The organism is Nonomuraea aridisoli (assembly GCF_003236395.1).
In the GTDB taxonomy this organism is placed as follows: Bacteria; Actinomycetota; Actinomycetes; order Streptosporangiales; family Streptosporangiaceae; genus Nonomuraea; species Nonomuraea aridisoli.
In genome coordinates this window covers 1-21,121 of the sequence record NZ_POUD01000160.1, presented here as the reverse complement: position 1 = coordinate 21,121, position 21,121 = coordinate 1, and the positions used below count along the sequence as shown (strand labels likewise).

General features: G+C 72.2%; 17 protein-coding genes and 1 riboswitch. Of the genes, 14 read left to right on the top strand and 3 right to left on the bottom strand.

All coding sequences use genetic code 11. The features are described from left to right. Positions 1-193 precede the first annotated feature (193 nt). The 3 genes from C1J01_RS30435 (at position 194) to C1J01_RS30425 (ending at position 2,585) form a co-directional block, all read left to right on the top strand. On the top strand, positions 194-865 hold the full coding sequence (locus C1J01_RS30435; protein WP_111182414.1) for an SRPBCC family protein: 672 nt from the start codon (positions 194-196) through the stop codon (positions 863-865). Between the two features lie 91 nt (positions 866-956). Beyond that, positions 957-1,853, top strand: coding sequence for a hypothetical protein (locus C1J01_RS30430; RefSeq protein ID WP_111182413.1), 897 nt, complete (start codon positions 957-959; stop codon positions 1,851-1,853). 51 nt (positions 1,854-1,904) lie between these two features. After that, the gene (locus C1J01_RS30425) at positions 1,905-2,585 is read left to right on the top strand and encodes a DsbA family oxidoreductase (protein ID WP_111182412.1); all 681 of its coding nucleotides are present in this window, start codon (positions 1,905-1,907) and stop codon (positions 2,583-2,585) included. 18 nt (positions 2,586-2,603) lie between these two features. On the opposite strand, the gene C1J01_RS30420 is transcribed toward C1J01_RS30425, so the two are convergent. Further along, positions 2,604-3,221 carry a thymidine kinase gene (locus C1J01_RS30420; RefSeq protein ID WP_268958759.1) on the bottom strand — a complete coding sequence of 206 codons (618 nt, stop codon included), beginning with the start codon at positions 3,219-3,221 and terminating at the stop codon, positions 2,604-2,606. A 105-nt stretch (positions 3,222-3,326) separates the two neighbouring features. Here C1J01_RS30420 and C1J01_RS30415 point away from each other — a divergent pair, with 105 nt between their 5' ends. The 3 genes from C1J01_RS30415 to C1J01_RS30405 are packed head-to-tail and all read left to right on the top strand — an operon-like array spanning position 3,327 to position 7,518. Then, positions 3,327-3,710 (top strand): hypothetical protein, encoded by a 384-nt coding sequence (locus C1J01_RS30415; protein WP_111182410.1) that lies wholly within the window; start codon positions 3,327-3,329, stop codon positions 3,708-3,710. Between the two features lie 6 nt (positions 3,711-3,716). Beyond that, on the top strand, positions 3,717-5,717 hold the full coding sequence (locus C1J01_RS30410) for a hydantoinase/oxoprolinase family protein (protein WP_111182409.1): 2,001 nt from the start codon (positions 3,717-3,719) through the stop codon (positions 5,715-5,717). Continuing rightward, on the top strand, positions 5,710-7,518 hold the full coding sequence (locus C1J01_RS30405; protein ID WP_235854767.1) for a hydantoinase B/oxoprolinase family protein: 1,809 nt from the start codon (positions 5,710-5,712) through the stop codon (positions 7,516-7,518). Before C1J01_RS30410 ends, C1J01_RS30405 begins: the two co-directional genes overlap by 8 nt. On the opposite strand, the gene C1J01_RS30400 is transcribed toward C1J01_RS30405, so the two are convergent. After that, positions 7,515-8,378 (bottom strand): NAD(P)-dependent oxidoreductase, encoded by an 864-nt coding sequence (locus C1J01_RS30400; RefSeq protein WP_111182407.1) that lies wholly within the window; start codon positions 8,376-8,378, stop codon positions 7,515-7,517. The genes C1J01_RS30405 and C1J01_RS30400 overlap by 4 nt on opposite strands. Positions 8,379-8,432: 54 nt before the next feature. Between C1J01_RS30400 and C1J01_RS30395 the strand changes: the two genes are divergently transcribed. Next, positions 8,433-8,804 carry a metallophosphoesterase family protein gene (locus tag C1J01_RS30395; RefSeq protein ID WP_111182406.1) on the top strand — a complete coding sequence of 124 codons (372 nt, stop codon included), beginning with the start codon at positions 8,433-8,435 and terminating at the stop codon, positions 8,802-8,804. Positions 8,805-8,846: 42 nt separating this feature from the next. On the opposite strand, the gene C1J01_RS30390 is transcribed toward C1J01_RS30395, so the two are convergent. After that, positions 8,847-10,802, bottom strand: coding sequence for an NHL repeat-containing protein (locus C1J01_RS30390; RefSeq protein WP_111182405.1), 1,956 nt, complete (start codon positions 10,800-10,802; stop codon positions 8,847-8,849). Between the two features lie 129 nt (positions 10,803-10,931). Here C1J01_RS30390 and C1J01_RS30385 point away from each other — a divergent pair, with 129 nt between their 5' ends. From C1J01_RS30385 to C1J01_RS30355, 7 genes are all read left to right on the top strand, one after another. Next, positions 10,932-12,893, top strand: a complete 1,962-nt coding sequence (locus C1J01_RS30385; protein ID WP_235854766.1) for a PQQ-binding-like beta-propeller repeat protein — start codon at positions 10,932-10,934, stop codon at positions 12,891-12,893. Positions 12,894-13,266: 373 nt separating this feature from the next. Then, the gene (locus C1J01_RS50230; RefSeq protein WP_181449044.1) at positions 13,267-13,470 is read left to right on the top strand and encodes a hypothetical protein; all 204 of its coding nucleotides are present in this window, start codon (positions 13,267-13,269) and stop codon (positions 13,468-13,470) included. An 83-nt stretch (positions 13,471-13,553) separates the two neighbouring features. Next, the gene (locus tag C1J01_RS30375; RefSeq protein ID WP_220040173.1) at positions 13,554-14,507 is read left to right on the top strand and encodes a hydroxyacid dehydrogenase; all 954 of its coding nucleotides are present in this window, start codon (positions 13,554-13,556) and stop codon (positions 14,505-14,507) included. A gap of 91 nt (positions 14,508-14,598) precedes the next feature. Continuing rightward, positions 14,599-16,563, top strand: a complete 1,965-nt coding sequence (locus C1J01_RS30370; protein ID WP_146615776.1) for a ligand-binding sensor domain-containing protein — start codon at positions 14,599-14,601, stop codon at positions 16,561-16,563. Between the two features lie 65 nt (positions 16,564-16,628). Then, the gene (locus C1J01_RS30365; protein WP_146615775.1) at positions 16,629-18,623 is read left to right on the top strand and encodes a PQQ-binding-like beta-propeller repeat protein; all 1,995 of its coding nucleotides are present in this window, start codon (positions 16,629-16,631) and stop codon (positions 18,621-18,623) included. A 159-nt stretch (positions 18,624-18,782) separates the two neighbouring features. After that, positions 18,783-18,893: riboswitch (guanidine-I (ykkC/yxkD leader) on the top strand. 53 nt (positions 18,894-18,946) lie between these two features. After that, positions 18,947-20,122 carry an agmatinase family protein gene (locus C1J01_RS30360; RefSeq protein WP_111182402.1) on the top strand — a complete coding sequence of 392 codons (1,176 nt, stop codon included), beginning with the start codon at positions 18,947-18,949 and terminating at the stop codon, positions 20,120-20,122. Further along, complete coding sequence (locus C1J01_RS30355) at positions 20,119-21,096, top strand: ABC transporter substrate-binding protein (RefSeq protein WP_111182401.1); 978 nt, start codon at positions 20,119-20,121, stop codon at positions 21,094-21,096. Before C1J01_RS30360 ends, C1J01_RS30355 begins: the two co-directional genes overlap by 4 nt. Positions 21,097-21,121: the final 25 nt, after the last annotated feature.

The window sequence follows — 21,121 nt, the reverse complement described above, 5'->3', positions numbered from 1 at the left end:
GGCGGAAGGGGATCCGGGCGGCCGGCATGGCCGTGGCGCTGGTGGTCGCCGCAGCGTGCGCGCCGGGCGGGTGTGTTGATGCGCCGGCGCCCGATCATGGGACACCATGATGCCAGTGGTGATCCACGACGTCGGACGGGCTCTGGCGCGGATTGCCCTTCTGGGGGCGGGCTCGCGTGCCTAAAGTGGCCTCATGGATCTGGCGGGCAGTGCCGTGATCGGCGCTTCGAGAGACCTGGTGTGGGCGGCGCTGCGTGACCCGGCGGTGCTGGTTCGCACCATTCCGGGCTGCGAGCGGCTGGAGGAGACGGGGCCGGACACGTACCGGATGACGATCAACGCGGGAGTGGGCTCGCTCAAGGGCGTGTACCAGGGAGAGGTGGCGCTCACCGACCCGCTGGAGCCGGAGGGCTTCACGCTGAAGGCACGCGGTCAGGGCGCGCCCGGCACCGTGGACGCCACCGTCCGCGTGCGGCTCGGCGAGGCCGAGGGCGGCACCCGGGTCGACTACGACGCCGAGGCCGTGGTCGGCGGCATGATCGGCGGCGTCGGGCAGCGCATGCTGACGTCGGTCGCCAAGCGCACGGCGGGGGAGTTCTTCGCCGCCGTCGAGGAGCACCTGCGGGCCCCGGCCGCCGCGGCGGCCACCGGCGAAGCGGCCCGGCCCGCCGTCCCGGCCGGGCTCGTGGGTGAGGTGGCCGGACGCGCCGGCGAGGTGGGCGGGGCCGTCTACGAACGTCCCGCCGCCCGGCCCACCGAGACGCGCCCGTGGGTGATGCTGGCGTCGTTCGGCATGGGGGCGGGGGTGGCGCTCACCGGGGTCGCGATCGGCTGGCTGTTCGGCAGGACCTCCCGCCGGCACTGAAACCGCCCTCCCGGTGAGCCGTCCCGGTGCAGGTCAAGCAAGGGACGTCCGGCCTCTCGCGGAAGAGGATCTCCGGGCGTAGCGTGGCGGTATGCGGCAGGCACACGCTGAAGACGCACGAACCGAAGCCAGGAGAGTCGTTCGCGACCTGCTGGGCGAGGAGCGGCCGACGGCCGCGACGCTCGTCGCCGACGTACGGCCCGTGCTGGGCGCCGAGCGCACCGCACGGGCGCTCGAGCTGGCCCTCGGCGCCCAGCTCACCCGGCGCTCCGCCGAGCTGGCCGCCCTGGCCGCCCTGCTCGTCGGCACCCGCGAGCTGGGCGAGCAGTGGTGGACGCGGCCCCGGGGCGGCAAGCTGCCGCCCCCCGACGAGGTGCTGAGCACGGCCGTCGCGATCGAGCCGTGGACCGACCTGACCGCGCTCGAGATGCTCGCCGCCTGGATCTCCGACGACGCCGCCGACCGCGTGTGGGGCCGGGCGGTCGCCGAGGTCGACCTCAACTCCTGGCAGGCCGAAGACCGCTTCGACCTGCCGCCGGACGTGCGGCCCGGGCAGCGGCTCGTCGTCCACTTCGACGCGGGCGGACGCCTCGACGCGGTCGTCACCCGGCGCCCCGGTGACGAGCTGGGCTCCAACCTCGACTTCCAGTCGCTGCGCTACTCCCGGCCCGCCGAGGCGCAGTGGAGCTGGGGCGTGGCGGCCGGCCTCGGGCCGCACCGGCTGCCGGGCGAGAGCCCCGACCCGTACGCGCGCGAGGTCCCGTCCGACGCGGCCGGCATCCTGCGGGGCTGGGCGCTGCGCCACGGCGCGACCCGGGAGCAGCTCGGCGAGCGGTGGGACACCGTCGGCGACGTGGTGGCCGCCATCGAGCGGGTCGACTGGATGTGGCGCAGCGGCGAGTGGTTCGGCTGGTGGCGAGGGGCGTCCGCGCTGGTGGACGACTCGGCGTACCTGCCGTACCGGCTGGAGGAGCTGGCGTCCGGCTGACCTCTCGCCCGCGCAGGAATCAGCGGGGCGGGCGGCGGGTTGTCGTCGTACATGAAGGTGGAGATCTTTTCTGATGTCGTGTGCCCGTGGTGCTACATCGGGCACACGCGGTTCGCCAGGGCCGCCGAGCGGTTCCGGGCCAAGGGCGGCACGATCGAGGTGACGATGCGGCCGTTCCAGCTCGACCCGAGCGCTCCCGAGAAGGCCGAGCCGATCATCCCGGCGATGGAGCGCAAGTTCGGCCCGAACGCCCGGCAGATGATCGACCGGGTCGTCGGCGTGGCCGAGGCCGACGGGCTGGAGATGGACTACGCCAGCGCCCTCAGCGCCAACACCCTGGAGGCGCACCGCCTCATCGAGGTCGCCACCCGGCAGGGGCTCGGCAAGGAGATGGCCGAGCGGCTGTTCCGCGCCTACTTCGCCGAGGGCCGCGACGTCGCCGACCGCGAGGTGCTGGCCGAGCTGGCCGCCGAGGTGGGCGTCCAGGACACCGGCGAGGGCGCGGAGGCCGTGCGCGAGCAGATCGACCGGGCCCGCGCGCTCGGCATCAGCGGGGTGCCGCTGTTCCTCTTCGAGGGCAAGTACGCCGTGTCGGGCGCCCAGCCGGAGGACACCTTCGCCGCGGCCATCGACGAGGTGGCCGAGCGCACCGGCCAGACGCCGATCGTCCAGCTCGCGGCTTCCCTCGACAACCGCGCCGACGGCTGCGACGACGGCATCTGCGCCGTCTGAGGCGGCGGGGGAGCAGGCTCAGCGCGCGGCCGGCGTGCCCTCGCCGAGCTCGCCGGAGCGGTGGTGACGGCGGCAGAGCACCTGGTAGCGCACGGGCGCGTCGCCGGTGTCGCCGATCACGACCTGCTCACCCGTACGCACCAGCACGCCTCCCACCACCCGGGCGTTGAGCTGCCCCGGACGCCCGCACCAGCACAGCACCTCGACCTGCAGCCGGCACACCTCGTCGGCCAGCTCGAACAGGCGCTGCGCCGCCGGGAACATCACCGACCGGAAGTCGGAGGCCAGGCCGAAGGCGTAGACGTCCACGCCGTGCTCGTCCACCAGGTCGGCGAGCTGCTCGATCTGCTCGACGCGGTAGAAACAGGCCTCGTCGCATATCAGGTAGTCCACCTGCCCGTACGAGGTCACCAGCCGGACGAGGTCGAGGGAGTCCTCCACCTCGATGGCGTCGCGTCCGAGCCCGATGCGGCTGGTGACCCTCGGCCCGCCGGACCGGTCGTGTTTGGTCAGCACCAGTCCGCGCCTGCCTTGTCGTGCGTGGTTGTAGTTCATCTGGAGCGCAAGGGTGGACTTCCCGCAGTCCATGGGGCCGAAGTAGAACTTCAGTACGGCATCCCTGGCGCCAGAGGGCACAGCAGACAAAGCAGACAGTTCGGTCACGGGCCGTCAGCTTAGTGGCTTGGCTTGTTACCTGGCCTCGTGGGACATTTCTCCCCTGAGTTACAGGAGGGACATTCTGTGGTCACGGACAAACCCCCGGCGCCCCCGCCGACGCTCGAGGCGATGATGACGCCGGACGAGCTGACGGCCGCCCAAGCCGACGCGACACGGTGGCGATACGGTTTCCTCGTCGTCGTGGCGGGCATCGTTGCGGTCCTGGTCGCGTTCGGCGCGGCCGTGTTCGCCAGCGGTGAGTTCGCCGCGTTGTTCGCCGGTGTGGCCGGGGTCGTCGGCACCATCATCGGGGCCTACTTCGGCGTACAGGCGGGACAGAGCGGGAAGGCGAGGGTGGAGGCGGAGCTGGCCAGGTCGCAGGAGATGGTGGTGCGGCTGGCGGCGTACGTCGGCACCGACAACGCGCCCCGGGTCATCGAAGAAGTGCTCGGCCGGCGCCGGAGCTGAGGAGCCATGCGTAGCGTCCGTATCGGAGTGGACACCGGAGGAACGTTCACCGACGTCGTGGCGGTGGACGAGGAGACCGGTGAGATCCTCACCACGAAGACCCCCTCGACACCCGCCGACCCGGCCGACGGGTTCCTCGCGGGCATCGCCAAACTGGGCCGGCTCGACGTCGGCTCCATCGTGCACGGCACCACGGTGGCCACCAACCGGCTGCTGGAGGACCGGATCGGCGACCTCGGGTTCATCACGACCGAGGGTTTCGAGTTCGTCCTGGAGATCGCCAGGCAGAGCGTGCCCGACGGGTACGGCAACTCCTACTTCTGGGTCAAGCCGCCCAGGATCGTCCCGGTGCACCTGGTGAAGACCGTCGGGGGGCGGCTCGACCACCGGGGCGAGGAGGTGCGCCCGTTCAACGAGGAGCAGGCGGTCGAGGTGGCGCGCTGGTTCCGCGCCAAGGGCATCACCGCGATCGGCGTCTGCTTCCTGCACTCCTACGCCAACCCCGCCCACGAGCACCGCATGCGGGAGGTGCTCTGGCGGGAGCACCCGGAGGCGGTCATCTCGTTGTCGAGCGACGTGCTGCGCGAATACCGCGAGTACGAGCGCTCGGTCACCACGCTGGTCGACGCCGCCGTCAAGCCGGTCATGCGCGGCTACATCGCGAGCCTGTCCCACCGGCTCGGCATGCCGTTCTCGGTGATGAAGTCCAACGGCGGCATCCTGTCGGCCCGCGAGGTCGTCAACCAGCCGATCACCACGGTCCTGTCCGGCCCGGCGGCCGGCGCGCTCGGCGCGGCGCTCATCGCCTCCACGGCCGGCCACCCGTCAGTGATCACCCTCGACGGCGGCGGCACCTCCACCGACGTGGCCGTGGTGGCCGACGGCGAGCCCTCCATCACCACCGAGGCCGGCATCGGCCGTTACCCGTGCAAGATCCCGATGATCGACATCGTCACGGTGGGCGCGGGCGGCGGCTCGGTCGCGTGGATCTCGCCGGAGGGCACGCTCAAGGTCGGCCCCAGGTCCGCCGGCGCCGACCCCGGCCCGCTCTGCTACGGCAGGGGCGGCACCGAGGTGACGGTGACCGACGCCCACGTCTTCCTCGGCCGCATCCCGCCGCATCTGCTCGGCGGCGAGATCCCGCTGGACGCCGACGCCGCACGCACCGGCGTCCAGGCCCTCGCCGACAAGCTCGGCCTGACTCCCGAGCGCACGGCGACCGGCATCCTGGAGATCAGCGCGTTCAACCAGAGCAACGCGATCCGGCAGCTGACCGTCCAGCGCGGGCTCGACGTGCGGGACTTCCCACTGGTGACGTTCGGCGGTTCGGGGCCGCTGCTGGCGTGCCGGCTGATCGACATCCTCGGCCTGCCGTCGGTGCTGGTGCCGCGCGACCCGGGCAACGTCTCGGCGTTCGGGCTGCTCACGGTCGACGTCAAGAACGACTACGTCCGTACGTACGTCACCCGCGACCTGTCGCCCGGCACGGCCGCCGAGATCTTCCACGACCTGGAGCATCAGGCGGGCGAAGCGCTCCAGCGCGAGGGCTTCGACGACCCCGTCTACCAGCGCAGCGCCGACCTGCGCTACTACGGCCAGGCGTACGAGGTGCGGGTGCCGGCCCCGGCCGGCGAGATCGACGACGAGTGGCGGGCCGAGGTGGTCGCCCGCTTCCACGACGCCCACGAGAAGCTCTACGGCTACGCCTACCGCGACGACCCCCGCCATGCCGTCGAGTGGGTCAACCTGCGGGTGTCCGGCATAGGGCCCATCACCCGCCCGGTCATCCGCCGCCTGGACAAACCCGGCGCGGGCGCCACGTCGGTCCGGCCGGTGCACTTCGACGAGACCCGCGACACCCCGATCCACCAGCGCGCCGCGCTCGGCCCCGGCGCGACGGTGAAGGGCCCGGCGGTGATCGAGGAGTACGGCTCCACGATCCCGATCCACCCCGGCTTCATCGCGAAAGTCGACGAATACGGAAATGTGGAGATTTCTCGTGACTGATCCCATTTTGGTGGAGATCGTGGAGGGCACCCTGGCCTCCGTCGAGATGGAGGTCGAGACGGCCATCGCCCGCACGGCCCGCTCGCCGATGATCCGCGACGCGCACGACTTCCGCGCGGGCATCCACGACGTACGGCTGCGCAAGCTCACCGGCCGCTCCTACAGCGCGCTCGTCCAGCCGGTCGTGCGCGACTTCCCGATCGAGACGATGAAGCCCGGCGACGTCTACTTCCACAACGACGTCTACCTGTCGGAGGGCGGCATCGGCCACCTGCCCGACCTGTGCGTCACCGTGCCGGTCTTCCACGACGGCGAGGTGGTCGCGTTCGTGCAGGCGTTCGGCCACCACGACGACATCGGCGGGTCGGTGCCCGGCTCCATGCCGTCGCACGCGCGGTCGGTGTTCGAGGAGGGCCTGATGGTCCCGCCGATCAAGCTGTGGGACGAGGGCGTGCCCAACGAGGCCGCGCTGCGCATCATGACCCGCAACTCCCGCATGCCCGACTCCCTGGCCGGCGACCTCGACGCCGAGTGCTCGGCCTGCCTGATGGGCGCGCGCCGCCTGGCCGAGCTGTTCGAGCGCTACGGCCGGGAGGCGGTCGAGGAGTGCTTCGACGCCATCATCGACAAGACGAGCGAGACGTTCCGCCGGGAGCTGCTCGCCAAGATCCCCGAGGGCACGTACGTGTGGGAGGACTACGCCGAGCACGACGGCGTGGACGAGCCCCGCCTGCACGCCCAGCGCATCACCCTCAGCGTCGACCACGCCGCGGACACGCCGCTGACGATCGACTTCACCGGCACCTCGCCGCAGGCCAAGGGGCCGATCAACCACGCGGGCGACTACGCCGACGGCGTGTTCCTGAAGAAGTGGCTCGCCCCGGTGCTGCGCAACCTGGCCGACACCCCCGAGCGCATGGCCGAGCTCGACGTCAACGAGGGCGTCGTGCCGCTGATCAAGATGGTCTTCCCGGAGAAGGGCACCCTGCTCACGCCGGTCTTCCCCGCGCCGACCAACGCCCGCACGTTCGTCATCCTGCGCCTGCTCGGCGTGCTCGCCGGTGTGCTGGCCAAGGCCACCGGCGGGCGCATGCCGGCCGACCAGGAGACCATCCGCTACACCGGCGTGTACGGCGCCGACGCCGACGGGCAGCCGTACCTGATGCGGGAGGTGCTCGGCGGCGGCTCGGGTGGCCGCTGGTACGCCGACGGCGAGGACACCATCCACGTCGTGCCCGACTCGCGCAACATCCCCGTGGAGTTCGCCGAGGCGCGCTGGCCGTTCCGGGTGGAGCGGCTGGGCCTGGCCTGCGACTCCGGCGGGCCCGGCATGTTCCGGGGCGGGCTCGGCTACGACAAGCACATCCGGATGTTGCGCGACGCCTCGTACATGTCGATCGCCGACCGCTCGATCCTGTCGTGCTGGGGCGTCAACGGCGGGCTGGCCGGGCGGCCGTTCCGCGTCGAGATCGCCGGCAAGGAGATGGACGGCCTGGTCGACGACTACCCGGTGCAGGCCGGCGAGCTGATCCGCATCCGCACGACGGGCGGCGGCGGCTGGGGCTCCCCGTACGACCGCGACCCCCGCGCGGTGGCGGCCGACGTGCGCGACGGCAAGGTGTCGATCGCCGGGGCGCTCGGCGACTACGGCGTGGTGCTCGACGGCGACCGCATCGACGAGCAGGCCACCGCCGAGCTGCGCGCCCGCCTGCGGCCACGCGCCGACCGCTTCTTCGACCGCGGCCCCGGCTACGCCAAGCTGTCCGGCGGGCGCGCGCACGCGGAGGTGGACGAGCTCTAGCCGAAGCTCGCGTGGTAGGTGGCGCACATGTCCTCGTCGCCGTGTCCCTGGGCCTCGGCGCGGCGGAAGCGCTCGCCGGCCGCCGCCACCACGTCGAGCTTCACCCCGGCCCGCTCGCCCGCCTCGACGATGAGCCGGGTGTCCTTCTCGGCGTTGCGCACGGTGAAGCTGGGCGTGAAGTCGCCCTCCAGGATGGCCTTCGCCTTCGTCTGGAGGTAGGCGTTGTCCAGCGGGCCGCCGGAGAGCACCTCCCGCACCAGGGCCGGGTCGAGGCCGAGCCCGCGGGCCAGGGCCAGCGACTCGGCCACCACGGCGGTCAGCGAGATGGCGTAGCTCACCACCGCCATCTTCAGCTTCGTGCCCGCCGCGCTCGCACCGTTCTCGTCCAGCCAGAGCGTCCGCTGACCGAGGGCGTCGAAGATCGGGGTGAGCGTCTGCCTGGCGGCCTGCGGCCCGGAGGCGAGGATGATCAGCGTCCCCTGCTCGGCGGGCTGCTTGGTGCCCTGGACCGGGGCGTCGACGTACGTCAGGCCGTGCCCGGCGGCCAGCGCCGCGAGGCGCCCGGCCGCCTCGATGCCGACCGTGCTCATCTGCGCCCACACCTGCCCGGCCCGCAGGCCGGCGGAGGCGGCCGTCATCGCGGCGTGCACCGCGTCGCCGTCGAGCAGCATCGTGATCACCACATCGGCGCCCCGGACGGCGTCCGCCGGGGAGCCCGCCACGGTGGCGCCGTCGGCCGCCAAGGGCCGGGCCCTGTCCTGCGTACGGTTCCAGACGTTGACCTGCATGCCGGACTTGAGCAGGTTGCGGGCCATGGCGGCGCCCATGATCCCGGTCCCCAGCATTGCGACTGTTGTCATGGATTCACCCTACGATCGCCCTTCCGCCTCTCCGCGCGGGGACACGGCGGTGGCGTGCGACCTGGCGGCTGTCATCGGGGGACGTGGCTGAAGGCCACGCTCGCGGACGCCGAGGCGAAGGGGCAGCAGGTCATCGTCCTGGGCCACATGCCGCTCGCGGGCGGTGAGACGGAGGACGCCCCGGACGCCCCCGAGGTCCGGCAGGTGCTGGAGTCCCACCCCAACGTGGTGGCCTACCTCAACGGGCACTACCACCCGGGCGCGTACGAGGTGGTCGGCGGCGTTCACTACGTGACGCTCAAGGGCATGGTCGAGCAGCCGTACCCGGCCAGCGCGTACGCGGTGGTGACCGTGCAGGAGAACCGGATCCGCATCAATGGGTACGGCCTCCCGCCGGAATTGGTGCTCGTTCCCCGCTCGCACTGACCGGCACGGCCGGGGCGCCGCTCCGGGCCCCGGCCGTCACCGCTACCTGCCGTCGATGGCGACGCGGACGAGCTCCCGGCCGCGCAGCGCGTACAGGGCCCGGCGCGACGGGTCGAGCGCCATCTTCGGCTCGGCGCCGAACCAGTCCCCGGCCAGCCCCTCCACGATCGGCCGCACCGTCCACCTGATCAGGTCGATCTTGTAGATCGCGGCCCCGTCCGTGCAGTACGCCATCCGCCCGGTGACGAACAGCTCACCGCCCTTCGCCCCTGCCTTCAGCGTCCGGGTGACCTTCCTGCGCAGCAGGTCGAACTCGAACACCTCGCCCGTGAGGGTCATGCCGTACAGGGTGACGGTGCCGAACGCCAGCGAGGAGATCCGGGTCGCGCCGGGAACCTCGACCTCCCACAGCAGCTTCCTCCTGACCAGGTCGAACGCCGCCAGCCGGGCCGTGGTGGTGACCGGCGGCAGGCCGAGGCCCTCCTGCGTCATGGTGCCGAGGTACGCGACGCCGCCCCGGGCGACGACCGAGTAGACCGTCTGGCGCTCCACGATCGGCCGGTACGTCTCGTACGAGCCGGTGCGGGGCGAGTAGAGGGACAGGGCGCCGTTCATGTGGCCGGGCTCCGGCTGGCTCGGCATGACGATCAGGCCCGTCGCCTTGTCGTGGGCGAGGTCGCGGGGCCGGTCCTGCTGGTTGCCGGTGCGGGCGAGGAGCCGGGCCTCGGGCTCGCCGGGGCGGTGCGCGTACAGGGCGGCCTGGGTGTAGACGCCGAGGTAGGTGACGCCGTCCACGGTGAGCATGGTCTTCGGCTCGCCCGCGATGCCGAGCCTGGTGCTCTCCCCGGTGGCGAGGTCGTGGATGTCGGCGCCGTTCTTGCCGCCGACGTAGACGCGGCGGCCGTCGGAGTGCACGGACATCGGCGCCTCCGGGGCCGCCTTCAGGCCGCGCTGGACGAGGTCGACGTAGTCGAGCGAGCCGGTCGCCGGGTCGTAGACGAAGACGGCGCTGTCCTGGACGCCGTAGACGCGGCCCTCGTGGGCGAGCAGGCGGTGGGTGAGCGCCTCGAAGTACGGCACGCCGAGCACCTCCAGCTCCCGGCTCTCCAGGTGGTAGCGGTAGAACGTGCCGGAGGGACGGCCGGCGAAGTAGACGTAGCCGTCGTGGATGAGCACCGCGACGGTGTACTTCTCGCCGGGCGCGGTGGCCTTGACCACCGTGTACGTCTCCGGCGCGGCCTTGTCCAGCACGACCAGCTCGGCCAGCGAGTTCATGCCGCCGGCGATGTGGGTGGCGGAGATGTTCATGCTGGAGACCCAGTCGCGGTCGAGCAGGGACTCCGGCAGGAGCTCGCGCTTCTCACCGGTCGCGCGGTCGATGGCGACCAGGTGGGCGTTGGCGCCGACGCCGGCGTAGACGTACCGCTCGTCGGCCTGGATGCTGCGGACGTACTGCTCGCCGGGGGCGGGCTCGCCGAGGTCGCGGCTCGCGCCCGTGGCGGGGTCGTACTCCACGACGCGCCCCGGCTGCGAGGTGCCCATGTAGACCTTGCCGTCGGGGGCGGCGCACATGGTCCAGATGTACTCGTCGGTGTATTCGGCGACCTTGGTGACCTGGCCGGAGACGGTGTCGAGGCGGTACAGGTCGGACCGGGCGTGCGTGGCGACGTAGACGTCGGTGCCGACCTTGCACATGGCCCAGATGCCGACGCCGGTGGGGATGTCGTAGTGGGCGATGACCTTGTCCTGGCCGAGGTCGTAGGCGGCGACCACGTTGGGGGACAGGCCGCGTGAGCCGACGTAGAGGACGTTCCCCACGAACTCGCCGTTGCCGAGCGGGCTGGCGACGCTGGCGGGGCCCATGCCGGTGACCGTGCCCTCGGGGTCCGGCGGAGCGGTGGCGCGGGCAGTGGCACGGGCTTGGGCCGGCTGGGCGGTGAGGGTCGTGGCCGCCGTGGTGACGGCGGCGGCCTGGAGGAAACGGCGGCGAGGGATCATGCGCGGGCTCCCGGGGGACGTTTTTCGCCGCACGCTATAACGGGCTAGGCCGTAATGTCCATAGACGTTGACGTGGGCGAACTTCGGCAGTTACGGTCGGGGCCAAAATGCTGAGAAACGAGGTGGCCCGTGCTCCGGTCCGTCATGATCGCTCTGGTGGCGCTCTTACCCGCGCTCTTCACCGGACCCGTCGCCCAGGCCGCGGCGACCTGCGACGCCCCCGCCGTGGAGCGGTTCGGTTCCGCGTCGGTCACCGGCGCCATCGTCGGCGCGACCGTGCACGACGGGCACGCGTACGTCGTCACCCGCGGGCTCAAGCCGCCCGTGCTGGCCGAGATCGACCTCGCCACCCGGAAGGTCGTCAGGAGCGTCACGCTGCCCGACGGCCCGGCCACCGGCGAGCCCGAGGGCGCCTGGGCCACGGCCGTGTCCGGCGGCAAGATCTACGCCGGCACGTACCCGGTGCCCGACCTCTACCGTTTCGACCCGGCCACCGGGCAGGTCGAGCACGTGCGCTCGTTCGGCCGCAACGGCGGCTACATCTGGAGCCTCGCCGCCGCCCCCGACGGCACCCTCTACGCCGGCACCTACCCCGACGGGCGCGTCTGGGAGTACGTGCCCGCCACCGGCGCCGTACGCGACTTCGGCGTCCTCGCCCCGGGCGAGCGGTACGCGCGCGCGGTCGCCGCCGACGCCGACTTCGTCTACGCGGGCCTGCTCGACAAGGCCAAGCTCGTCCGGATCAGCCGGGCCGACGGCACGGTGCGGGAGCTGGCGAGCGGGCCCACCGGGTTCGGGTTCGTCGCCGAGCACGGCGACCGCGTGCTCGCGACCTCCGGCGCCACGCTGATCGACATCCGTAAGGACGGCACCGGCGAGCGCCGCGTCTCCCTCGCCGAGGGCACCCTCGACGTGCTGACGACCGCCGCCGACGGCACCGTCTACGCCACCTCCCGTCCCGACGGCGCCGTCCACCGCCTCGGCCAGGGGGAGACCGGGTTCACGAAGATCGCCGAACCGCCGTCCCCCGGGGACGAGACCAGGCGCGTGCAGCTGCTGGACGAGCACACCCTGCTCGGGTTCGCGGGCAGCGGCGGCATGTGGTGGCTCGACCTGCGCACCGGCACGTCGGAGCTGGCCGACTTGATCGACGCGGGCCTGCCCGCCGGGGCCGAGCGCCCGCAGAGCATGCTCCTCGTCCCCAACCGGGCCGTGTACGTCGGCGGCCACTTCTCGATGGAGGTCCGCGACCTGCGCACGGGTGACAAGCGCAGATTCCGGATGCCCGGCGAGCCCAAGGACCTCGTACGGCGCGGCGAGAAGATCTACGCCGCCATCTACCCCAGTGGGCAGATCGTGTCGGTGGACCTGCGCACCGACGAGGTGCGCGGCCTGGGTTACCTCGGCCACGGCCAGCAGCGCCCCTGGGACATCGAGTACGACCCGGTCACCGACAAGCTCGTCGTGGCCAGCGCCCCGCTCGGCGCCAACCTGGAAGGCGCCCTGTCCGTGGTCGACCCCGACACCGGCGAGATCGACGTCCACAAGGGCGTCATCCCGGGCCAGAGCCTCATGAGCCTGTCGGTCGACCCCGAGGGCGGCGTGGTCTACCTGGGCGGCGACGTGCTCGGCGGCGGCGGCACCCCGCCCGTCGCGACGTCCGCGTCCGTGGCGGCCTTCGACCTGACCAGGCGCGAGGTGCTCTGGCAGGTGGACCCGATCCCCGGCCACCGCACCTTCCAGGACGTCAAGGCGCACGACGGTCTGCTGTACGGCGTCTACAAGCGCGACTCGGGCACCTGGATCGCCCTCGACCTCGCCACCCGCGAGGTGGTGCGGCGCGGCAAGCTCTCCGGCTACGGCGAGCTGACCACGCACCGGGGCAGGGTCTTCACCTCCGTCTTCTTCGGCGGCGGCAACGCGTACGAGCTGGGGACCGAGGCGAAGCTCCTGGCCACCGGGCTCGGCGACGAGTGGTACACCAACCCGCAACTCCACTTCGAGCCGGGCTCGTGGAAGGCCTGGGCCCTCGCCGGCCGCGACCTGGCGAGGATCACCCTCGACCCCCGCTGCCCCACCATCACGCCCTGACCGGCCCCCACACCGGTCGGCCCGCTTCTCCGGGGGGCGGTCCGGCCCGATCAGCGGACGGGCGCGCGGTCGCGGGCGGCGACGCGGTAGCGGCCCGGCGTCCGGCCAGGCGCGCAGCACCTGGATCAGCATGATGTCGACCAGGCTGTTGAGCACGGGCCGGCGGCCAGCTCCCGCGGCTCACGGCCCGCGACGGTGAGCCACGCGCCGCCCGCGGTGACGGCGTGCATCGCCGCGGAGTTACGACGGCAACAACGCCCACGCCGCCGCCAAGTCCGCGCAGTGGAGCCTCACCAACGGCGTCCGGCTCGAACTCGCCGGCCAGGGCACCCTCGTCACCGGCCTGGTGTTCGGGCCGACGGCCACCGCGACCATGAAAGCCCACGCGGACGACGTTCTGGGCGGCGCGCTCCCGGACGGCGTGCTGAACGACCCGGCCGACATCGTCCGCACCGCACTCGACGGGATCGAGGCCGGGAAGATCGAGATCGTCGCCGACGGCTTCGGCGCCGCGGCGAAGGCCTCCCTCGCCGGCGACCCTCGCCCCTTCGTCCTGGAGTCGTCCTCCGCCGGGTGACGTGCCGCCGCCACGACTCCGCCGTCCAGGGGTCTGAGATGCTCGAGTCCGCTCTCCCCGTCCCCCCGTGTGAAAGGACCCTCATGATCGCTCTCTCCCTGACGCCTGAGTTGCGGGAGATGTTCCTGCCGTCGCCGATCTGGGATGACCTGGTGAGGCTCGGGCCGATCGTCCCGATGGAGGAGGCGGAGGTGCTGGTCACCGGGTGGGAGACGCCGCGGCTCGACGCCGAGGCCCTGGAACGGGCGCCGAGGCTGCGGCTCGTCGCGCACACCGGCGCCGCCGTGGGCTTCCTGGTCAGCGACGCCCTGTGGGATCGTGGCATCCGGGTCACCCAGACGGGGGCGGCGATGGCGCCGGCCGTCGGCGAGATGGCGCTCACGTTCACCCTCAGCCTGCTCCACCAGGTGCACCGCTTCGACCACCGGCTGCGTTCCGGCGGCGGGTGGGAGGAGACCAGGGCGGCGGCGAGGCCGGCGCGCGAGCTGCGCGGCAGCGTCGTCGGCGTGGTCGGCGCGTCGCGCACCGGGCGGGCGTACCTGGAGCTGGTCCGCCCGCTCGGCGCTGAGCTGCTGCTCACGGACCCGCTTGTCGACGCGGCCGAGGCGGCGGCGCTGGGCGCCACGCTCGTGCCGCTGGACGAGCTGCTGTCGCGCAGCGACGTCGTCGCCCTGCACGCCCCCGCCATCCCCGCCACCCGTCACCTGCTCGGACGCCGGGAGCTGGCGCTGCTGCGCGACGGCGCGGCGCTGGTGAACACGGCCCGGTCATGGCTGGTCGACTCCGACGCCCTGCTGGACGAGCTGCGCGCCGGCCGGATCGACGCGGCGCTCGACGTCTTCGACGAGGAGCCCCTGCCGCTCGACAGCCCGCTGCGCGCCCTGCCGAACGTGCTGCTCACCCCGCACCAGGCGGCGGCCACCGTGGAGGGCCACGAGCGGCAGGGCAGGTCCACGGTGGCGGAGATCGCGAGGTTCCTGTCCGGCGAGCCCCTCCGGCACGAGATCACCAGGGAACGGCTCCGCTGGACCGCCTGACGATATCGGGCGACACCGTAATCCCGGTTCTCTTGACGGCTCACTGCGACGCTCTTAGATTCCGGTCTTAGCCGAAATTAGGGGAAATATCGTGAAACGTGGGTTATTGGCGCTGCTCATGGTCCTGATGGTGTGCGCGCTGCCGGGCACCTCGTACGCGGAGACCACCGGCGAGGAGAACCTCGGTCAGCCGATCGCCAACAGGATCCTCTCCCAGGAGCAGTCCCAGGGCGTGGACGCCGACGGACGCCCGCAGGCGTACTGGGTGACCGCAGGGAACTCCTACATGAACGCCATGTTCCAGGCGACCGACATCCGCTCGGGCGAGGTCGTCTTCAAGCAGCGCGTGCCCGACGGCGGGACCGACAGCTGGGCCAACACGTTCTCCGCCGCCGACGGCACCGTCTACTTCGCGATGACCAGCGGCCAGACGTACCGCTGGAAGCCCGGCGACGCCGCGATCACCTCGCTCGGCACGCCGTTCCCCGGCGAGGGCGTCTGGCGGCTGGCCGCCGCCCCCGACGGCGTGATCTACGGCGGCACCTACCCCGGCGGGCTGCTGTTCTCCTACGACCCCGGGACCGGCGAGTTCACCGATCACGGCCAGATCGTCCCGGGGGAGACGTACGGCCGCGCCCTCGCCGTCGACGACACCTCCGTCTACTTCGGCACGCAGCCGCGCGCCCGGCTGGCCAGGTTCGACCGCGCGAGCGGCCAGGTCGAGCAGATCCCGCTGCCCGCGGAGTACGCGACGAGCGAGGTCGTCTACGACATGACCCGCGCCCGCGACCTCCTCCTGCTGCGCGTGCAACCCTCCAACGACCTGCTGTTCTACGACACCGCCGGGAAGAGGTTCGTCAACGTCGTCAAGGGCATCAGCGCGCGGGCGGTCTCCACGCCCGACCCCACCGGCAGGTACGTCTACTTCCGCATCGCCGCCGAGGGCGTCGTCCAGTACGACCTGGACACCCACACCTACACGCCGGTGGGCTGGGGCCCGAACGCGTTCCCCGGCGCCTGGGCGTGGATCGAGCTGGACGACCCGGACTTCCCCGGCAGGTCGCTGTCCATGACGTACTACTACGGCCGGATCTACATCTGGAACCCGGAGACCAAGAAGACCCGCTACCTGGGCGAGTCCGGGCTCGAGGGGTCGGCCAACCCCATCCAGGCGATCGGCGCCGGACCCGGCGGCGAGGTGTACGCCGGCGGGTTCCTCTCGCCGCCCGGCATCAGCCGCTTCGACCCGGCGACGGGCGCGTACACGCTGCTCTCCTCCGGCGGCCAGGTCGAGGGCTTCGGCCGGTACGGCGACCACGTCGTCTACGGGCGTTACCCCAACGGCGAGCTGCTCGACTACGACCCGGCCCGGCCGTGGGCGTACGGCACCAACCCGGCGCCGGTGACGATCGGCGAGGAGCAGGACCGGCCGCAGGCGTTCGTCCAGGTCGGCGACCGGGTGGCGGTGGGCAGCGTGCCCAAGTCCGGCCGGCTCGGCGGCGCGCTCACCCTCTGGGACCCGCGGACGCGGACCGTGGAGGTGCACCGCGGCGTCGTCCCCGATCAGAGCGTGGTCTCCCTGGCCACCCGCGACGGTCTCGTCTACGGCGGCACGTCCGTGCACGGCGGTTACGGCATCGACCCGGTCGCCACGAGCGCCCGCCTGTTCGTCTTCGACCCCGCCACGGGCGCGGTCGTCTCCTCGGTCGTGCCGGTCGAGGGCGCCCACTCGGTCAACGCCCTGACCGTGGACGCCAAGGGCCGCATCTGGGGCCTGGCCGACGGCCACCTGTTCGTCTACCTCCCCGAGGCGAAGCGGGTGACCAGGGTGGCCGCCCTCTTCCCGCGCCAGTCCTCGCGGTACGGCGCCGACCGGGCCCTCGTCTTCCGCGGCGACGACCTGTACGCCGCCATGGCGGGCTCGTTGTGGCGCATCGACCCGCGCACCTGGAAGGCGACGGCCCTGGCCGGGGACGGCGTCTCCCAGCTGGTCACCGGCGGCGACGGGCACCTCTACTACTTCCGGGGCACCGAACTGTTCCGCCGGCACCTCTGACTTACGGCCCCAGCCGAAACTTGGGAACCATTGACGGAGGCCGCGATGGTTCCTAGGTTTCGGTCATGACCTTAATAAGAAGAGCATTAGCCGCCGGCCTGGCGGCGCTGCTGCTGGCGGGGCCGGCCGCCCCTGCGCACGCCGACGACCGGGTGACCGACCTGGGCGTGCCGCTGCAGGACGTCCTGCTCATCGGCGGCACCGTCGCCCCGGGACCGGCCGGCGACCCGGTGATCTGGTCCGTCTCCTCCGGGTCGCCGGCGCACCTCAATGCCGTCGACCCCGCCACCGGCGCCACGGCCGCCCGCTACGACCTGCCCGGCGCCGACGGCTCCTGGGCGGTGACCGCGACCTCCGACGGCAGCGTCTACACCGGCACGTACGGCGCCGGCCACCTCTACCGCTGGACCCGCGACGGCGGCGTCACCGACCTCGGCCGCCCCATCGCCTCGGAGAGCTTCATCTGGTCGGTCGCCGCCGGCGAGGGCTCGACCGTCTACGGCGGCACCTACCCGGGCGGGCGCCTGTTCGCCTACGACCCCGCCACCGGCGTGCGCGACTACGGCCGGATCTCGCCCGACCACGTCTACGTGCGCAGCATCGCCTACGCCGACGGCAAGATCTACACCGGCACCGAGAACCCCGCCGCCGTCTTCGAGGTGGACGCGGTGACCGGTGCCATCGAGCGGCTGCCCGCGCCGCCCGGCGCCGACCTGACCGACGCGTGGGCGTACGACGTGGACGTCGTCCAGGGTCACCTGTACGTCAGGTTCGGCAGCGCCTTCCCCGGCCCCCTGCACGTGTGGGACATCGCGGCCGGCGCCTGGGTGGACGTCATCGAGGCCGCCCACGGGCTCGACGTGTCACCGCCGGACGACCAGGGCGGGATCTACCTCATCAAGGGCGGCGAACTCGTCCGCTACGACCCGAGCACCCGGGAGACCACCTCGACCGGGATGCCGTTCACCGGCCGGGTGGCCAACACGCGCGGCATCGGCTGGGCCGAGCTGGACCTGCCCGACTACCCGGGCAAGAGCCTCGTCGGCCTGCTCTGGCGCGGCATGATGTTCCGCTACAACCCGCAGACCGGGGCGCGGGAGTTCCTCCAGTCCGGCGTCCAGGGCGAGCCGATCGACATCACCGCCATCGCCGAGGGCCCGGACGGCCGCGTCTACACCGGAGGGTTCCTCAACGGCGGCTTCGCCGCCCTCGACCCGGAGACGGGCGCGCGCGAGGAGTTCCACACGTTCAGCCAGACCGAGGCCCTGGCGGAGCACGACGGGAAGCTGTACGTCGGCGCCTACCCCGACGCCCGCGTCTACGCCTACGACCCTGAGCTGCCCTGGCACAGTCCCGAGTACTCGCCCAGCCCCGACCCCGGCGCGGCGGACAACCCGGCGCGGCTCTTCGACCTGCACACCGACAAGCAGATCAGGCCGCGCGCCCTGACCTCCGCCGGCCGCTATCTCGCCGCCGGCACCATGCCCGACCTCGGCCACCTCGGCGGCGTGCTCGCGCTGTGGGACCCGGAGACGGGCGAGCTCAAGCACGCGCAGCGCAACGTCGTCCAGGACCAGAGCATCGTCTCCCTCGCCTACCGCGACGGAGTCCTGTACGGCGGCACCTCCATCCACAGCGGCCAGACGGCCACCCCGCCCACCCAGCCGGAGGCCAAGATCTTCGCCTGGTCCGTCAAGCACGACCGGCTCCTGTGGGAGCTGGTGCCGGCGCCGGGCAAGCCGGCCGTCCCGGCGCTCACGTTCGACGACCGCGGCCGCCTGTGGGGGATCGCGGGCGGCACGGTGTTCGCCGTGAACGTCCAGGCGCGCAAGGTGGTCACCAGCGTCACGCTGTCGGACGGCGCCTCCACAAGTGGCGAGCTCGCCTACAACCCCGCCGACCGGCTCCTGTACGGCGCGCACGGCGGCCTGTTCGCCCTCGACCCCAGGACCGAGAAGCGGACCGTGCTCCGGCAGGGGCCGGTGAGCCACCTGGCCGTGCACGGGTCCGGCGACGTCTACTTCGCCGAGGGCGCGAACCTGTTCAGATACCGCCCCTGACCGGGAGCAGGCCGGGCGGCGGCGGTCGCCCGGCCGCGACGCCCCGCCTCGCCTGACGGCGGACCGCGACGCGCCCCGCCGTCAGGTAAGGCGACCGGAACAGGGTTTTAACAGGGCGGAAACACCTCGGAGGTGCACTGAAAGGGACTCACCGACAGCGTGAGGCGCACCTAGGGTTCCGCCGTGTCCCACGGGTCTGGTCCGAGAGGTGCAGGCGGCCCCGTCGCATCCACCGGGGCCGCTCCACGGCGGGACAAAAGCCCGGGAGGTCAGCCATAGCGCCTGGCTGCCTTCCGGCCGGGCGCCGATCATTCGGAGCTCGAATGCACTGGCACCCCCGCAAAGTCCACGAGAACTACGGCCCCGAGGCCGCCTTCGCCGTCGAGCGCGAGGCCGAGCTGCCCACCACCGCCTGGGACCGCGAGGTCGCCAGGGCCCTGGAGCTCGGCCTGCAGGGCGCCGACTCCATCGTGGACCGGCGCATCCCGACCTTCTCCCGCGGCGAGCTGCCGCACTTCGCCGGCATCAACACCTTCCTCAAGGCCCCGTACGTCGAGGACGTGCGCACCTGCGGCGACTACGACGTCGCCGTGCTGGGCGCGCCGTTCGACGGCGGCACCACGTACCGCTCGGGCACCAGGTTCGGGCCGCAGGGCATCCGCCGCATCTCCGCCCTGTACGGCCCCTACAGCTTCGAGCTGGGCGTCGACCTGCGCGAGTCGATCACCATCGCCGACCTCGGCGACGTCTTCACCATCCCCGGCAACATCGAGAAGACCTTCGACCAGATCTCCAAGGCCGTCTCGCACGTCTACGCCAGCGGCGCCTTCCCCGTGGTGCTCGGCGGCGACCACTCGATCGGCTACCCCACCGTGCGCGGCGTCGCCGAGCACCTGTCGGGCAACCTCGGGATCATCCACTTCGACCGGCACGTGGACACCCAGGAGACCGACCTCGACGAACGCATGCACACCACCCCGTGGTTCCACGCCACCGACATCCCGAACGTGCCGCCGCAGAACCTCGTCCAGATCGGCATCGGCGGCTGGCAGGCGCCCCGGCCCGGCGTCAAGGTCGGGCGCGAGCGCGGCACCACGATCATGACCGTCACCGACTGCGTCGAGATGGGCATCGAGGCCGCCGCCGAACGGGCGCTCGAGGTCGCCTGGCGCGACGCCGAGGCCGTGTGGCTGTCGTTCGACGTCGACTGCCTGGACGCGGCGTTCGTGCCGGGGACCGGGTGGCCGGAGCCGGGCGGGTTCCTGCCGCGCGAGGTGCTCAAGTTCATCCAGCTCATCGCCGACGCCCGGCCGCTGGCCGGGATCGAGGTGGTCGAGTGCAGCCCGCCGTACGACAACGCCGACATCACCTCGCTGATCGCCACCCGCGTCATCTGCGACACGCTCGGGTGCCTGGTCCGGTCGGGGCACCTCCCGTCCAAGAACCCGGCAAAGGGACAGTCGGACAAGCCGTCGACCGTGGAGGATGCCACGTCATGACACGCAGGCTCCTGCTCGCCGTCCTGCTCGCCGTCACCTGTACGGCCTGCGGCGGCGCTCCGTCCGGAACCTCCGCCGCGGACGGGGCCGTCACCCTGGGCTTCTCCGCCTGGCCGGGCTGGTTCCCGTGGCAGGTGGCCGAGGAGAAGGGGCTGTTCGCCAGGAACGGGGTGAAGGTGAACCTCAAGTACTTCGACAGCTACACCGACAGCCTCACCGCCCTGGCGACCGGCGCCGTCGACGCCAACAGCCAGACCCTCAACGACACGCTGGCCTCCGTCTCCGGCGGGGCCGAGCAGACGGTGGTGCTGGTCAACGACAACTCCACCGGCAACGACCAGATCATCGCCCGGGCGGGCATCACCTCGGTGGCCCAGCTCAAGGGGAGGACCGTCGCCGCCGAGCAGGGCACCGTCGACCACTACCTGCTGCTGCTCGCCCTGGACAAGGCGGGGCTCACGGAGAAGGACGTCACGTTCAAGCCGCTGCCCACGGACGCGGCGGCGGCCGCGTTCAAGGCCGGTCAGGTGGACGCGGTCGGGGTGTTCGCGCCGTTCACGACCACGGCGCTGGAGCTGCCGGGCTCCACCGCGATCGCCACCTCCAAGGACTTCCCCGGCGCCATCCCCGACCACCTGGTGGTCGCGCGCGAGCTCGCGACGTCGCGGCCCGAGGTCGTGCAGGGGCTGGTCAAGACGTGGTTCGACACCCTCGCCTGGATGAGGGAGAACCCGGCGGAGGCCCGTACGATCATGGCCCGGCGGGCGGGGGTGAGCGAGCAGGCGTACGCCGACTACGACGCCGGCACCACGATCTTCACGCTGGAGCAGAACCGCGAGGCGTTCGCGTCGGGCGATCTGGAACGCCAGGCCAAGGAGATCGCCGCCTTCCTGACCACCGCCGGCCTGGCGGACACGGAGCCGTCGCTCGACGGCCTCTTCGATCCGCGCTTCGTCCAGGGGGTTTCCTCATGACAGGCCCGTCCCTGCCCACCACGAC